Below are 14350 nucleotides of genomic sequence, written 5' to 3' on the forward strand. Positions count from 1 at the left end.
TCGCCCATGAGGCCTCGCCCATGAGGCCGCGTCCCTGAGGCCGCGTCCATAAGAAACCGGGAACCGGCACAATAAATTTGCAATTTCAATAAACCGCTCGCGAACCCGAAATCCGATCGCGAGACGAGCGCCGCGTCATAAATAACCCGGAACCTGTTATTTCGGATGCACAGTTTCCGTAGGGCATGATCCTGAGTAGGGTGCTCCCCGTCGTCCGTACGGAAAAGCAGAACAGTGGCAGGGGAGCATGACCGCCGGCTCGTTCGAAGGACAGTACGTCTGGCATCCCGCCGCCGACGACCGAGAGCTGGCCAGCGCCTGCACGGACTTAAAGGCGGGCCGCTACTTCGGCGCGCACTCGGTCCTCAACGAGACACACGGCGACTTCGGACTGCGCGCCCACCGCTCCCTCGTCCTGGCCTCCGTCGCCGCCGACTCCGACCTCGCGGAACGCTGGCTGGAGGAGGAGCCCGGCCCCGACGCCGCCCTGCTGTGGGCGCGCGTCGCCGTGTTCCGGACCCTGCGCGCCGCCCAGTCGCACGACCGGCGCATCGGGGCGCTCGGCCGGATAGCGCTCGCCGCCTGCGACCGGGCCGCGGACCTCGCGCCCAAAGACCCCACCCCGTGGGCCGCCCGGCTCTCCATGGCCCGCCTCCAGCGGCCCCGCGACCGCGCGCCGCAGGGCCTGCTCACCGAACCCCGCGGCCCCTGGGCCCAGTTCGAGCACGTCACGCGCCTCGACCCCTGGCACCGCGAGGCCCACCACCAGTTCCTGGCGTTCTTCTTCACCCGGCACGGCGGCACCGCGAACGCGGCCTGGGACGTGGCCGCGTATCTGAGCCAGCGCGCCCCGGCCTCGTCGCCGCTGCGCCTGCTGCCCCTGGTCACCCTCGTCGAGGGCCACAACCCGGCGCACCTCCTCGCCGAGCACACCTGGGACCAGCCGCAGTGGAAGGCGACGGCGCTCGGCGCGTACCGGAACTGGCTGCCGCAGGTGGCCGGATACCGCTTCACGCCGGTCCTCGACCTGGCGTATCTGGCGCACGCGCTGCACATGGCGCAGTGCGTCTTCGAGGCGCGGGCGGTGCTCACGGCCATGGGCCCGTACGCGTCCCGCATGCCGTGGAGCGTCTTCGGTGACCCCGGGGAACAGCTCAGCAGGGCGCGGCGCGCGTGCGGCCTGCCGGTCCCCCACGGCACCTGACCCCCACCCGCCCCACAGGTTTCGGAAATTCCCCCACACCGGAAGGCCGAGGTTGTGTCCGACCCCCTGACCAGCGCACCCACTCCCCCCACGCCCCCCACCACATCCGGGCGGCCCGCCGCCGCGCTCGACGACGACGCGACGCTGCACGCGATGGGCTACCCGCGGAAGCTGACCCGGCGCTTCAAGGCGTTCGACAATTTCGCGATTTCCTTCACGATCATCAACATCATCTCCGGCATCTTCTCCTCCTTCGGGTTCGGAATGAACGCCGGCGGGCCGCGCATTCTCGTGTTCGGCTGGATAGCCGTCGCGGCCATGGTGCTTTTCGTCGGGGCGTCCATGGCCGAAATCGCATCGGCGTATCCGACGAGCGGGGCGCTCTATTTCTCGGCGGGAAAGCTGGCGAAACGGCACAAGGGCGCCTGGTCCTGGTACACGGGCTGGCTGAATTTCGTGGGGCAGGTCGGCGGCACGGCGGCGACGGGCTACGCGGCGGCGACGTTCATCCAGGCGTTCGTCGTCATGCAGTGGCCGTCGTACCACGCGACGGCGCAGCAGACGGTTCTGATCACGGCGGTGATCCTGCTGCTCCAGGCGCTCGCCAACACGTACACGGTGCAGCTGGTGGCACTGGTGAACCGGATCTCCGTGTGGTGGCTCCTCGTCGGCATGGTGGTCATCGTGGTCGCGCTGATCGCCGTACCCGACCACCACCAGTCGGCGTCGGTCGTCACGCAGTTCACCAACAACACCGGTTTCTCCAACGGCATTTACGCGGCCCTGCTCGGCCTCCTCGTGACCAGCTGGACGTTCACCGGCTTCGACGGCAGCTTCCACATGTCGGAGGAGACGGTCCAGGCGACGGTCAACGCGCCCAAGGGCATCATGCGGTCGATCGGCTACTCCGCCGTCACCGGCCTGATCCTGATGCTGGCCCTCGTCTTCGCGATCGGCGACTACGCGGCACAGGCGAGCGCGCCGGCGCCGCCCGTGCAGATCCTCATCGACGCGCTCGGCATGACGACGGCGAAGCTCCTGCTGCTGATCGTGATCGGCTCGATGCTGTTCTGCGGCCTGGCCAACATGACGAGCAACACCCGTCAGATCTTCGCCTTCTCGCGTGACGGCGCCATGCCGGGCTCCCGCTGGTGGCACTCGGTCTCGTCGCGCACGCGCACGCCCGTGAAGGCCGTGTGGCTCGCGGCGGCCTGCTCGCTGGTCCTCGTGGTGCCGGGCTGGTGGTCGCACACGGCGTTCACCGCGATCGTGAGCGTCAACGTCGTGGGTCTCTATCTCGCGTACGCCGTCCCGATCTATCTGCGCCTGCGTCACGACGACTTCCAGCAGGGGCCGTGGAACCTGGGCCGCTGGGGCAAGCCCGTCGCCGCGATCGCGGTGGTCTGGATCGTGGCGAGCAGCGTCCTGTTCATGCTGCCGCAGGCGTCCCCGATCAACGCGACGTCGTTCAACTACGCGCCGATCGCCCTGGTCGCCGTACTCGTGATCGCGACGGTGTGGTGGTTCGCGACGGCCCGCCGCCGCTTCCAGGGCCCGGTCAGCTACGGCAGCCCGGACGAGGTCGCGGCGATGGACCTCATCTGACCCGGCTCATCTGACGCAGCTCATCTGACGGGACTCGCCTGTCGTACGCATCGCCCCGCCTTCCGGACGGACCGGTCGGCGGGGCGCTCGCGTCCACCGCGAGAATCGGTGCATGCCCGAACTGCAAGAGATCCTGAAGTCCCTGCGCGTCTGGGACACCGAACTGCCCGCGTTCGACCCGTCCGCGGCCCCGTCCGCCCCGCTGCCGCTCTTCGTCGAGTGGTTCGCCGAGGCGGTAGCCGCCGGCCAGACCGAGCCGCACACCATGTCGCTCGCCACAGTGGACGGGGACGGCCTGCCCGACGTCCGTACGGTGATGCTGCACGGCGCCGGCGAGGACGGCTTCCACTTCGCCTCCCACGCGGGCAGCGCCAAGGGCCGCCAGCTCACGGCGCACCCGCAGGCCGCGCTCGGCTTCTACTGGCCGTCGCAGGGCCGCCAGATCCGCGTACGCGGTGATGTCACCACTCAGCCGCCCGAGGTGAGCCAGGCCGACCTGCACGTCCGCTCGACGGGAGCGCTGGCCGCAGCCCTGGTCGGCCACCAGAGCGAAGTCCTGGGCTCACAGGAGGAGCTGGAGCGGGCGTCGGTCGCGGCCTGGGAGCGCGCGCAAGCCGACCCGAAGGCCGCCGCCCCCACGTGGACGGCGTACGCGCTGGCGCCGCGCGAGGTGGAGTTCTTCCAGGGCGACGCCCGCCGCCGGCACATCCGCCTCAGGTACCGCGCCACGGGGGCGGGCTGGGTACGGGAGCTGCTCTGGCCGTGACGCGGCCGGCTCACGCCACCGACGGCTCGGGGTCCGAGGCGAGGCGGGCGTGCAGATGGGCGTCACGAAAGGCGTCCTGCCGCCCCGCCTCGAACATCGCGCCCCGCAGCGTGCCCTCGTACCGGTACCCGCCGCGCTCGGCGACCCGGCAGGACACCTCGTGCCCGAGGGCGTGGCCAAGTTCGAGCCGGTGGAGGCCGAGTTCATCGAAGGCCAGGCGCGACGCGAGGCTCAGCGCGCGCGTCGCGACCCGGCGCCCACGGGCCTCGGGCAGCACCCAGTAGCCGACGATGGCGCTGCGGAAGGCGGGCATGATGGCGTTGATGCCGACGTGCCCGAGCACCTCCCCCGTGTCCTCGTCGGTGACGCAGCACGACACGGCTTCGCCGCTCTCCAGCAACTCCTTGCGTGTACGCAGGAATTCGTGGGCGTCGGCAAGGTCGTCGATGGCGGTGAGCGGGGTGTTCCAGCGGCGGAACTCGGGGTCGGTGTGACCACGCAGCACGGCGGCGGCGTCGCCCTCGTCACCGACCCGCCAGGCGCGCAGGAGCAGCCCGTGGCCGCGTATCTCAGGGGCGTCGGTCATGAGCTCTCAATCGTTCATGGGGCCGGTGAAGGTGTAGACGGCGAAGTCGCGGACGGGCCGGTAGCCGATGCGCCGGTAGAGGCCGTTGCTGGTCGGGTTGGCGAGGTCGGTGAAGAGGAGCACCTCGCTCGCTCCCGCCGCCCGGGCGGTGCGGCTGATCTCGGCGGTGACCGCGCCCGCGTAGCCGCGTCCGCGCAGCTCCTTGGGGGTGTAGACGGGTGCGACCCGGACGGCTCCGGCGGCCTCGCGGGTCGCCCCGGCCATGGAGACGGGCACACCGTCCGGTGTCTCCCAGAGGGTGACGCCGCCGTACGAGATCCGCCCGTCGGCCCATTCCTCGGAGCCCGACACGCCACCCGGAGTGCGGGCGTCCGCGGCGAACTCGCCGCGCCACCGGATCAGCAGCTCGCGGTCGCCCCCGGTGGCGACGCGGGGCCGCCCGGCGGGGGCGGGGAGCGGCGGGGTGAGGTCACCGAGCCGGTAGAGGCGCTGCTCGATCGCACGGTGCGGCTCCGCGCCCGTACGGGACTGCCAGGCGTCGGCGAAGGCGGCCGCGGCGGCGCCGACGCCGAACACGCTGGTCACCGCCCGCCCTTGGAGCGCGTCGGCGAGCGCGTCGGCCTGCTCCCTGTCCAGGGGGCTGATGCTGAGCCGGAAGGGCTTCGTCCACAGGAACGTCCCGCTCACTCGGCCATCCGGCCCGTACAGCACCCCGAAGAGCTGCCCCCGCGCCCCGTACACCGCCGGCCCCCGCTCCCGCAGGCTCGCGGTGACGCTGAGGGCGACCGTGTGCAGGGCGGGCTCGGCGCTCAGGTAGCCGCCCGCGCGGGCGAGGAAGTCGTCGACGTCAGCGGTGAGGTGCCAGCCGGGCCTGGAGGTCCCTGTCATGCCCGCATGATGCCGCCCTGCTCCTCACGCCCGCGACCGGAATACCGGCACGGAGAACCCCTCGGCCTTCCGGAAGGCGACCTCCAGCGCCATCCCCACCCGCAGTTCGTCGCCGTCGGCGTCCACGATTTCCGTCATCATCCGCGGGCCCTCCGCGAGGTCGACGACGGCCGCGATGTACGGGGTGCGGGTGCCGAAGGGGGGCAGGTCGTTGCGGTGGACGACGGACCATGTGTAGAGGACGGCCGCCCCGGACGCCCGTTCCCACGCCACGTCCTCGCTCCAGCAGTGCGGGCAGAACTCGCGCGGATAGTGATGGGCCCGGCCGCACGCCCCGCAGCAGCGGAGCAGGAGCACCCCGTCGGCGGCCGCGTCCCAGTAAGGACGGGTGAAGGCATCGGGCTCGGGAAGATCGAACCGTACGGTCACAGGAAATGTCCTCCGAGGATGGCCCGGCCTTCAGACCGGGAAGGAGTCGGACCCCTGCAGGGCAGGGGTAGACCAGTCACTGTCAGTGTGAATCGCTTGCCATAGGCGGATCGGTAAGGGCTGCCTCCAGGAGGTGCACAACCTCGCCGTTTACCGACCTGCGGTCCCGCTTCGCCTGAGCGGCGAGGCGTTCATGGAGTTCGGCAGGGAGTCGGACGGTGATGCGCTTCTCTTCATCCATGACGTCATTGTAGTTGCCTGAAGACGGAGAGTTACCGTATATTTGACGTCATGAAGACGGCAAAAGGACAGACTGGGAGCGTCGGGCACGCCCGGTACACGTACCGGCTGCGTGTGTCGTCGACCGCCCGGACCGCCCTTGAAGCGGAGTGGGTGCGGTGCCGTTGGATCTGGAACGAGTGCTGCGCCCGCTCGAAGAAGGCATACGCCGACGAGGAGAAGTGCGGCCCGGCCCGCCTCGACAAGATGCTGACCGAGGCCCGCACCGCGAACGCGTGGCTGCGGGAGGGCAGTTCGGTGCCGCAGCAGCAGATGATCCGCGACTTCGCCAATTCCCGCGCGAAAGCCCTGAAGGACATCAAGGCCCGCCTGCCGCAACGACAGCGGGCGGGGATGCCGAAGTACAAAAAGAAGCACGCCGCCGACCCCTCGCTTAACTACACACAGCGGGGGTTCCGGATCAAGGGCGGGCGCCTGCACCTCGCAGGCGGGATCACGCTGAGCGTGGTGTGGTCCCGCGATCTGCCCAAGCCGCCGTCGTCCGTCCGCGTCTACCGCGACAGCCTCGGCCACTGGTACGCCTCGTTCGTCGTAGTGACCACCACCGAGGCCCTGCCCGCCACTGGACGGGACATCGGTATCGACTGGGGCGTCAAGGAAACCGCCACCACTACGAGCAACGCCCACGACCTCCCGCATGCACAGCACGGCAAGAACGCCGCACAGCGCCTCGCCCGCCACCAGCGGATGATGGCCCGCCGCAGGCCTGCCAGGGGGCGGCGCGCCTCGAGGGGCTATCGCGAGGCGCAGAAGCGGACTGCGAAGCTCCACAAGAAGGTCGCCCGGCAGCGTGAGGACGCCGGCCGCAAATGGGCGAAGAGGGTCGTGACCGACCACGACCGCCTGGCCGTCGAGGACTTCCGCCCGAAGTTCCTCGCCAAGTCCACCATGGCTCGCAAGGCCGCCGACGCCGCGATCGGCGCGACGAAGCAGGCCCTCATCCACATGGCACGCAAGCACGGCCGTGAACTCCACCTCATACATCCTGCGCATACCACCATGGACTGCGCACAGTGCGGAGCGAGAACCAAGCACGCACTGCCCCTCTCGGAACGAACCTACGCCTGCACCGCGTGCGGAGCCGCGTCCCCCAGGGACAAGAACTCCGCCCGCGTGATGCTCGTCCGGGCTGGTCTCAACCCGGCTGGTGTTGATCGTGTAAGAGCTGCCGGACCGCCGGTCCGCAGCCAACGTGAGCCAGGAATCCCCTCCCTATAGGGAGGGGAGGATTCAAAGGAAGAGTCCGATCGCCGCGTCGAGAGACCAGGCCTGCCAGGACATGGTGAAGAGCGCCACGAGCGAGATGAGGGCCATCATCGCGTTCTGTCCCTGCTCGGCCCAGTCGTGGATCATCAGGACCAGGTACAGGAGATTCAGGAGCAGCCCGCCGACGAGGGCCACGGGTGTCAGCAGGCCCGCCACGAGCCCGAGGCCCAGGGCCAGTTCGGCGTAGACGACGATGTACGCCATCACTTTCGGCCGGGGGGTGACGACCGCGCCGAAGCCGCTGCGCACGGCGTTCCAGCGGTGCTTCGCGGCGACGTCGGCGGCCCAGGCGATGCCGGTGCCCCGTTCGAACCAGCCCTTCTTGTCCTTGTGCCGCCAGCTCTCCAGCCACCACAGTCCGAGGCCTATGCGCAGCACGGCCAGCCATTCGACGCCGTCGAGCCAGATCGAGTCCACGACCGGGGCCCTCCTCTCCGTTTCTGACGGAACGTCAGTTCAGCGCACGCCGGGGGGCTACCGCAAGGGGCATACGCCGTGATGAATTCGCAATCGATTCCGGTCTTGACCGAGACCCATCAAATCGATCCGTGATTACGCTCGCACTCATGGTCACCGAGCCCGCGCCCGCCGCACGCATCCAGGACCGCCCCGTGTACGTCATCGGGGGCGGCCCGGGCGGCCTCGCCGCGGCCGCGGCGCTGCGGGAGCGGGGCGTACGGGCCGTGATCCTGGAGAAGTCGGAGCACGTCGGTGCGTCCTGGCGCCGCCACTACGACCGCCTCCGCCTGCACACCACCCGCAAACTCTCCGGGCTTCCGGGCCTCGCGATCCCGCGCCGCTTCGGCCGCTGGGTGTCCCGCGACGACGTCGTGCGCTATTTGGAGAAGTACGCCGAGTTCCACCAGTTGGAGATCGTCACCGGTGTGGCGGTCTCCCGCGTGGAGCGCACGGAGGACGGCTGGCTCGTACGCGCCTCGGGCGGCCGTGAACTGGCCGCGAGCGCCGTCGTGGTCGCCACGGGCTACAACCACACGCCGCGCCTGCCCGACTGGCCAGGCCGCTCCTCGTACACGGGCGAGCTCCTCCACGCGGGCGACTACCGCATCGCGAAGCCGTACGCGGGCCGTGACGTGCTGGTCGTCGGCGTCGGCAACACCGGCGCCGAGATCGCCGTGGACCTCGCCGAGGGCGGCGCGTCCCGCGTCCGGCTCGCGGTCCGCACGGCGCCCCACATCGTGCGCCGGTCCACTGCGGGCTGGCCCGCGCAGCGGACCGGCATCCTGTGCCGCAGGCTGCCGGTGGCGCTCGTGGACCGCCTGGCCCGCCCGATGGCGAAGCTCAGCGTGCCCGACCTGGCGGAACAGGGCCTGCCCAGACCCACGACCGGCCTCTACTCGCGGGTGCGCGAGGGCGCGATCCCCGTGCAGGACGTCGGCCTGATCGACGCCGTACGCACGGGCCAGGTCGAACCGGTCGCGGCCGTCGAGTCGTTCGAGGACGGCAAGGTGGTCCTGGCGGACGGCACGCGCATCGGCCCCGACGCGGTCATCGCGGCGACGGGATACCGGCGCGCGCTGGAGGACCTCGTGGGCCACCTCGGTGTCCTGGACGCCCGGGGCCGCCCGACCACGCACGGCCGGCGGACGGACCCCGCCGCGCCCGGCCTCTACTTCACGGGTTACACGAACCCGATCAGCGGCATGTTCCGCGAACTGGCCCTGGACGCACGGAAGATCGCGAAGGCGATCGCGGGCTGATCCCGTCCGGCGCCGCCGCCCAGCCTCTGACCGGCACGCAGGGTGCCATGCGCTCGCGACGCCACCCCTTGCACAGTGGCCACATCCCGCGTTCCAACCCGCGCGCCCGCGGGAACACCCGTAACAGCCTTTGCGTGCAGCCCTGTTCCTGACACAGCGTCAGTTCAGTAATCTGACACTACGTCAGTTACGTGAGCACCAGTCGAGGAGCGGGCGGACCCGATGCTTGGATCGACATACGGCACCCTGACCACCGACCCCCGCCGGGCCCGCACGATCGCCTGCGGAGAGCAGCCGGCACCCGCCGTGCACAGCAGGGCGGACGACCTGGACGTGAGCGGCAGGCCACTGCACCGCGAGGTGCCCGACCTGGACCGCTTCTTCCGGCCCGAATCGATCGCGGTCATCGGCGCGTCCGACGCCGAGGGCCGCCCGAACACGGGCATCACGCGGCAGCTGATCGCGTGGGCGGAGCGCGGGGGCGCCCGCCTCCACCCCGTGCACCCCACCCGCGAGACCGTCTTCGGCATCCCGTGCTCGCCGGGCGTCTCCGCGCTGCCCGAACCCGTCGACCTCGCCGTACTCCTCATCTCGGACCCGCTGCCGGTCATCGAGGAACTGGCCGAGGCCAAGGTGAAGTTCGCGGTGGTCTTCGCGTCGGGCTTCGCCGAGACCGGCGAGGAGGGAGCGGCCGCGCAGTCGTCCCTGGCCGCGGCGGTCGGCCGCTCGGGTATGCGGCTTCTGGGCCCGAACACCAACCTGAACGCGTTCTCAGAGTTCCGCGAGGACCTCGAAGGGCCGGCCATCGCCCTGATCACGCAGTCCGGCCACCAGGGCCGCCCCCTCTACACGATGCAGGAGCTGGGCGTACGGCTCTCGCACTGGGCGCCCACGGGCAACGAGGCGGACCTGGAGACGGCGGACTTCATCTCGTACTTCGCCGAGCAGCCGGAGGTCGGGGCGATCGCGTGTTACGTGGAGGGCCTGAAAGACGGCCGCGGGTTCCTCCTCGCGGCGGACCGCGCGGCCCGGGGCGGCGTACCCGTCGTGGCCGTCAAGGTCGGCCGCACCGAGACGGGCGCCCGCATGGCGGCCTCGCACACGGGCAAGCTGACCGGCGCGGACACGGTGGTGGACGCGGCGATGCGCCAGTTCGGCGTGATCAGGGTCGACGGACTCGACGAACTCCAGGACACGGCGGCCCTGTTGGCGCGGGCGCGGCCCCCGCGCGCCGACGGCGTGGCGGTCTACTCGATATCCGGCGGCACCGGCGCCCACTTCGCCGACCTCGCCACGCGCGCGGGCCTGACCCTGCCGGCGCTGTCCGAGGCGAAGCAGCAGGAACTGCACCAGTGGATCCCGGAGTACCTCAACGTCGCGAACCCGATCGACAACGGCGGCCACCCCGTGGGTGACTGGCGCGGCCCCAAAATCATCGAGTCGATCCTCCAGGACCCGTCCATAGGCGTCCTGATCTGCCCGATCACCGGCCCGTTCCCGCCGATGAGCGACAAGCTGGCCCGGGACCTGGCAGAGGCGGCGGAGCGCACGGACAAGCTGATCTGTGTCGTCTGGGGCTCGCCCCTGGGCACGGAGGACGCCTACTGCGAGACGCTTCTCGGCTCCTCGCGCCTCGCGACGTTCCGCACGTTCGGGAACTGCATCACGGCTGTGCGCGCCTATCTGGACCACCACCGCTTCACGGCCGCCTACCGCTCCCCGTTCACCGAGGCGCCCCGCACGCCCTCCCCCTCCTTCCGCAAGGCGCAGGCCCTGATGCGCCCGGGCCGCCAGCTCAGCGAGCACGCCGCGAAGCAGCTTCTGCGGGCGTACGGCATCCGCGTACCGCGCGAGCAGCTCGTCACCAGCGCCGCGGCGGCCGTACGGGCGGCCGGGCAGGTCGGCTACCCCGTCGTCATGAAGGCGTCCGGGGCGCGGCTGGCCCACAAGTCGGACCTCGGCCTGGTCAAGGTCGGGCTGACCTCGGCCAGCCAGGTCAGGGACGCCTACCGGGAACTCACCGACATCGCCCGCTACGAGGGCCTCGACCTGGACGGCGTCCTGGTCTGCCAGATGGTCGAGCGGGGCGTCGAGATGGTCGTCGGGGTCACGCAGGACGACTTGTTCGGCCCGACGGTGACGGTGGGCCTGGGCGGCGTACTCGTGGAGGTGCTGCGGGACACGGCGGTGAGGGTGCCGCCGTTCGCGGAGGACCAGGCGCGGGCGATGCTCGACGAACTGCGGGGCAGGCCGCTTCTGGACGGGATGCGGGGGGCGCCGCCCGTGGACATGGACGCGCTGGTGGAGGTCGTCCTGCGGGTCCAGCGGATGGCCCTCGAACTGGGCGGCGAACTCGCGGAGCTGGACATCAACCCGCTGATGGTGCTCCCCCGGGGCCAGGGTGCGGTGGCGCTCGACGCGCTCGCCGTCTGCCACTGAGCCCGGCCGGTACCGCACACACGCCCGCCGCCCGCCACCCCCGCCCGCGCCCGCCTCCGTACAGGGAAGAAGAGGTCATGTCCGCCACCATCGAGTGCACCACGGCCGACGCCGTCGCCTGGATCACGCTCAACCGTCCCGAGGCCATGAACGCGCTGACCTGGGACCAGCGTGAGGAGATCATCGGCATCCTGGACAGCGCCTCCGCCGACCCTGACGTGCGCGCCGTCGTCCTCACGGCGACCGGCAGGGGTTTCTGCGCCGGGGCGGACCTGCGGGGCGCGCCGGCCGCCGGGCCGCGCGTGCCCGGCGATGTGGCCCGCACGATCCGCCTGGGCGCGCAGCGCCTGATCGCGGCGGTCATGGACTGCGAGAAGCCGGTCGTGGCGGCGGTCAACGGGACGGCGGCCGGGATCGGGGCGCATCTGGCGTTCGCGTGTGATCTGGTGCTCGCGGCTCAGTCGGCCAGGTTCATCGAGGTGTTCGTGCGCCGGGGCCTGGTCCCGGACGGCGGCGGCGCCTATCTGCTCCCGCGCCTGATCGGCCCGCAGCGGGCAAAGGAGCTCATGTTCTTCGGCGACGCGCTCTCCGCGCCGGACGCGGAACGCCTGGGCCTGGTCAACCGCACGGTCCCGGACGGGGAGCTGCGCAAGACGGCCGAGGAATGGGCGAGGCGCCTGGCGAACGGCCCGACCCGAGCCATCGCCATGACCAAGCAACTCGTCAATGCCTCACTGGAGTCGGACCGGACGACCGCCTTCACGGCGGAGGCGTCGGCACAGGAGATCAACATGACGACGGAGGACGCGCAAGAGGGCATAGCGAGCTTCCGGGAACGACGCGACGCGGCGTACAAGGGCCGCTGAGACGAGAGCCGCGGCCGCGGGACGGCGCGAGGGGACGTGGCGGGATGTGCGCGCGGAGCCACCAGCACCACACTCCGTGGCATGGGACCGGGAACGAGCACCCGTAGAACAGCGAGCACGTACATCCCGCCGCGGCCCCGCCCGACGAACTACCCAGCGCCACGCCACGAGCCCGCGAGCCCACAGCCGTACAGCCGCACAGCCGCACAGCCGCACAGCCGCACAGCCGCACAGCGAACGACAACACCCGCCAGACCCCGGGCCCGAACATCAACCCCTCCCACCCACTTCCCATCTGACGCTCCGTCAGCTTCAATCGTAGGTGTGATGGGACACGCAGGAATGGCAGCGACGGTGGTCAGGTATCTCCGGTCGGTCGGTGCGCCCACGTCGGCCGAGCCGGTGGACGCACTGCCGCGTCCGGAGCTACGGGCCGTGGGCGAGGACGAGCGGGCGCCGCTGGACCCCGGCGAGTTCCGCCGCGTCCTCGGCCACTTCGCCACCGGCGTCACGGTCGTCACGGCGCCGCCCCCGCACCCCGGCGCTCCCCCGGCCGGCTTCGCCTGCCAGTCCTTCTCCTCGCTCTCCCTGGACCCGCCACTGGTGGCGTTCATGGTGGCCCGTACGTCCACGACCTGGCCGCGCATCGCGAGCGCCGGCGTCTTCTGCGTGAACGTCCTGGGCGCGGACCAGGGCGCGTTGTGCAGGTCGTTCGCGGTGAGCGGAGCGGACAAGTTCGCCGGCGTCGAGCATGACGCGGCGCCGGTCACGGGCTCGCCCCGCCTGGCGGGTGCGCCCGCGTGGGTCGACTGCACGATCCACGCGGTCCACACGGGCGGGGACCACCTCATCGTGGTGGGCCGGGTGGAGGCGCTCGGGACGGCGGAGGGCGAGGCGCCCCCGCTGCTGTTCCACAAGGGCGCGTTCGGCCGCTTCGAGCACTGATCAGGCGAGGTCGGCCACCAGGAGGCCATCGGCATCGGCGTTCCGGCGCCGGATGACCAGCGCCATCAGGGCCGCCGTCGCGCACAGCGCCCCGGACGCGTACCAGACGACGTCGTACGAGCCGAACGTGTCACGGGCGACGCCGCCGAGGAAGGCGACGAGCGCGGCGCCCACCTGGTGCGAGGCGAGCACCCAGCCGAACACGATCGCGCTGTCCTCGCCGTAGTACTCACGGCACAGGGCCAGGGTGGGCGGCACGGTGGCGACCCAGTCGAGCCCGTAGAAGACGATGAAGAAGACCATCGGCGGGTGGACGGACGGGGCGAGGAGCATCGGCAGGAACAGCAGGGAGACCCCGCGCAGCGCGTAGTACACCGCGAGCAGCCGCCGCGGGTCGAAGCGGTCGGTGAACCAGCCCGACGCCACGGTCCCGACGACGTCGAAGACCCCCACCACGGCGAGCAGCGAGGCCGCCGCGGTGATCGGCATCCCGTGGTCGTGCGCGGCCGGTACGAAGTGCGTCTGGACGAGCCCGTTCGTGGAGGCGCCGCAGATCGCGAACGTCCCGGCGAGCAGCCAGAAGGGACCCGTACGGGCGGCCTTGAAGAGCACGGCCACGGTGCGGCGGGCGGCGCCGGTGACGGGCGGCGGCTTCTCGACGAACTCCTCGGAGCCGTACGGGGTGGTCCCCACGTCGGCCGGGTGGTCGCGCAGCAGCAGCCACACGAACGGCACGACGGCGAGGGCCGCGAGCGCCACCGTCACGGCCGCGGGCCGCCAGTCGTGCTTCTCCACGATCCACGAGAGCAGCGGCAGGAAGATGAGCTGTCCCGACGCGGACGCGGCCGTGAGGATGCCGGTCACGAGCCCGCGCCGGGCGGTGAACCAGCGGTTGGTGACGGTGGCGGCGAAGGCCAGGGCCATCGAGCCGGAGCCGAGTCCGACGAGCAGGCCCCAGCACAGCAGGAGCTGCCACGCCGAGTCCATCCACACGGTCAGGCCGGAGCCGGCCGCGATGACGACCAGGGCGACGGCGACCACGCGCCGGATGCCGAACCGGTCCATGAGGGCGGCGGCGAAGGGCGCGGTCAGCCCGTACAGCGCGAGGTTGATGGAGACGGCGAGCCCGATGGTGCCGCGGGACCAGTCGAATTCCCGGTGAAGGGGGTCGATCAGGAGCCCCGGCAGGGACCGGAAGGCGGCGGCTCCGATGATCGTCACAAAGGTGACGGCGGCCACGAACCAGGCGCGGTGGATACGGGGACGGGGGCGGGGCGGACGGGATGCGCCCGCGCCGGGCGAGCCCTTGGCCGCGGTGGTCGGTGTCATGTCCGATGT

14 protein-coding genes are annotated in these 14350 nt (G+C 71.2%); 8 read left to right on the top strand and 6 right to left on the bottom strand.

What is annotated here, in order from left to right; genetic code table 11:
- Positions 1-247 precede the first annotated feature (247 nt).
- The 3 genes from ACY0PA_RS19600 to ACY0PA_RS19610 all read left to right on the top strand — a co-directional run bounded on the left by ACY0PA_RS19600 (position 248) and on the right by ACY0PA_RS19610 (position 3575).
- Entirely contained in the window at positions 248-1204 is a 957-nt protein-coding gene (locus ACY0PA_RS19600) for a hypothetical protein (protein ID WP_473085839.1), read from the top strand.
- Positions 1205-1357: 153 nt separating this feature from the next.
- Entirely contained in the window at positions 1358-2809 is a 1452-nt protein-coding gene (locus ACY0PA_RS19605; RefSeq protein WP_473086367.1) for an amino acid permease, read from the top strand.
- Between the two features lie 112 nt (positions 2810-2921).
- A complete protein-coding gene (locus ACY0PA_RS19610) occupies positions 2922-3575 on the top strand; it encodes a pyridoxine/pyridoxamine 5'-phosphate oxidase (RefSeq protein WP_473085840.1) in 654 nt (217 codons plus the stop codon).
- A gap of 10 nt (positions 3576-3585) precedes the next feature.
- Here the strand turns inward: ACY0PA_RS19610 and ACY0PA_RS19615 are convergent, their stop codons facing one another.
- From ACY0PA_RS19615 to ACY0PA_RS19630, 4 genes are all read right to left on the bottom strand, one after another.
- The gene (locus ACY0PA_RS19615) at positions 3586-4161 is read right to left on the bottom strand and encodes a GNAT family N-acetyltransferase (protein WP_473085841.1); all 576 of its coding nucleotides are present in this window, start codon (positions 4159-4161) and stop codon (positions 3586-3588) included.
- A gap of 6 nt (positions 4162-4167) precedes the next feature.
- Entirely contained in the window at positions 4168-5049 is an 882-nt protein-coding gene (locus ACY0PA_RS19620; protein WP_473085842.1) for a GNAT family N-acetyltransferase, read from the bottom strand.
- 24 nt (positions 5050-5073) lie between these two features.
- Positions 5074-5478, bottom strand: a complete 405-nt coding sequence (locus ACY0PA_RS19625; RefSeq protein ID WP_473085843.1) for a Zn-ribbon domain-containing OB-fold protein — start codon at positions 5476-5478, stop codon at positions 5074-5076.
- A gap of 82 nt (positions 5479-5560) precedes the next feature.
- Positions 5561-5719, bottom strand: coding sequence for a ribbon-helix-helix domain-containing protein (locus tag ACY0PA_RS19630; RefSeq protein ID WP_473085844.1), 159 nt, complete (start codon positions 5717-5719; stop codon positions 5561-5563).
- Between the two features lie 50 nt (positions 5720-5769).
- Between ACY0PA_RS19630 and ACY0PA_RS19635 the strand changes: the two genes are divergently transcribed.
- Positions 5770-6996, top strand: a complete 1227-nt coding sequence (locus ACY0PA_RS19635) for an RNA-guided endonuclease InsQ/TnpB family protein (protein WP_473085845.1) — start codon at positions 5770-5772, stop codon at positions 6994-6996.
- A 12-nt stretch (positions 6997-7008) separates the two neighbouring features.
- Here ACY0PA_RS19635 and ACY0PA_RS19640 read toward each other — a convergent pair whose 3' ends face one another.
- The gene (locus ACY0PA_RS19640) at positions 7009-7461 is read right to left on the bottom strand and encodes a DoxX family protein (RefSeq protein ID WP_473085846.1); all 453 of its coding nucleotides are present in this window, start codon (positions 7459-7461) and stop codon (positions 7009-7011) included.
- A gap of 149 nt (positions 7462-7610) precedes the next feature.
- Between ACY0PA_RS19640 and ACY0PA_RS19645 the strand changes: the two genes are divergently transcribed.
- The 4 genes from ACY0PA_RS19645 (at position 7611) to ACY0PA_RS19660 (ending at position 13012) form a co-directional block, all read left to right on the top strand.
- Entirely contained in the window at positions 7611-8762 is a 1152-nt protein-coding gene (locus ACY0PA_RS19645) for a flavin-containing monooxygenase (RefSeq protein WP_473086368.1), read from the top strand.
- Between the two features lie 222 nt (positions 8763-8984).
- Positions 8985-11201, top strand: a complete 2217-nt coding sequence (locus ACY0PA_RS19650; protein ID WP_473085847.1) for an acetate--CoA ligase family protein — start codon at positions 8985-8987, stop codon at positions 11199-11201.
- Between the two features lie 77 nt (positions 11202-11278).
- Positions 11279-12067 (top strand): enoyl-CoA hydratase/isomerase family protein, encoded by a 789-nt coding sequence (locus ACY0PA_RS19655; RefSeq protein WP_473085848.1) that lies wholly within the window; start codon positions 11279-11281, stop codon positions 12065-12067.
- A gap of 327 nt (positions 12068-12394) precedes the next feature.
- The gene (locus ACY0PA_RS19660) at positions 12395-13012 is read left to right on the top strand and encodes a flavin reductase family protein (protein WP_473085849.1); all 618 of its coding nucleotides are present in this window, start codon (positions 12395-12397) and stop codon (positions 13010-13012) included.
- On the opposite strand, the gene ACY0PA_RS19665 is transcribed toward ACY0PA_RS19660, so the two are convergent.
- Positions 13013-14341 (bottom strand): MFS transporter, encoded by a 1329-nt coding sequence (locus tag ACY0PA_RS19665; protein ID WP_473085850.1) that lies wholly within the window; start codon positions 14339-14341, stop codon positions 13013-13015.
- Positions 14342-14350: the final 9 nt, after the last annotated feature.

Source organism: Streptomyces sp. DS1-CR2 (assembly GCF_055760475.1).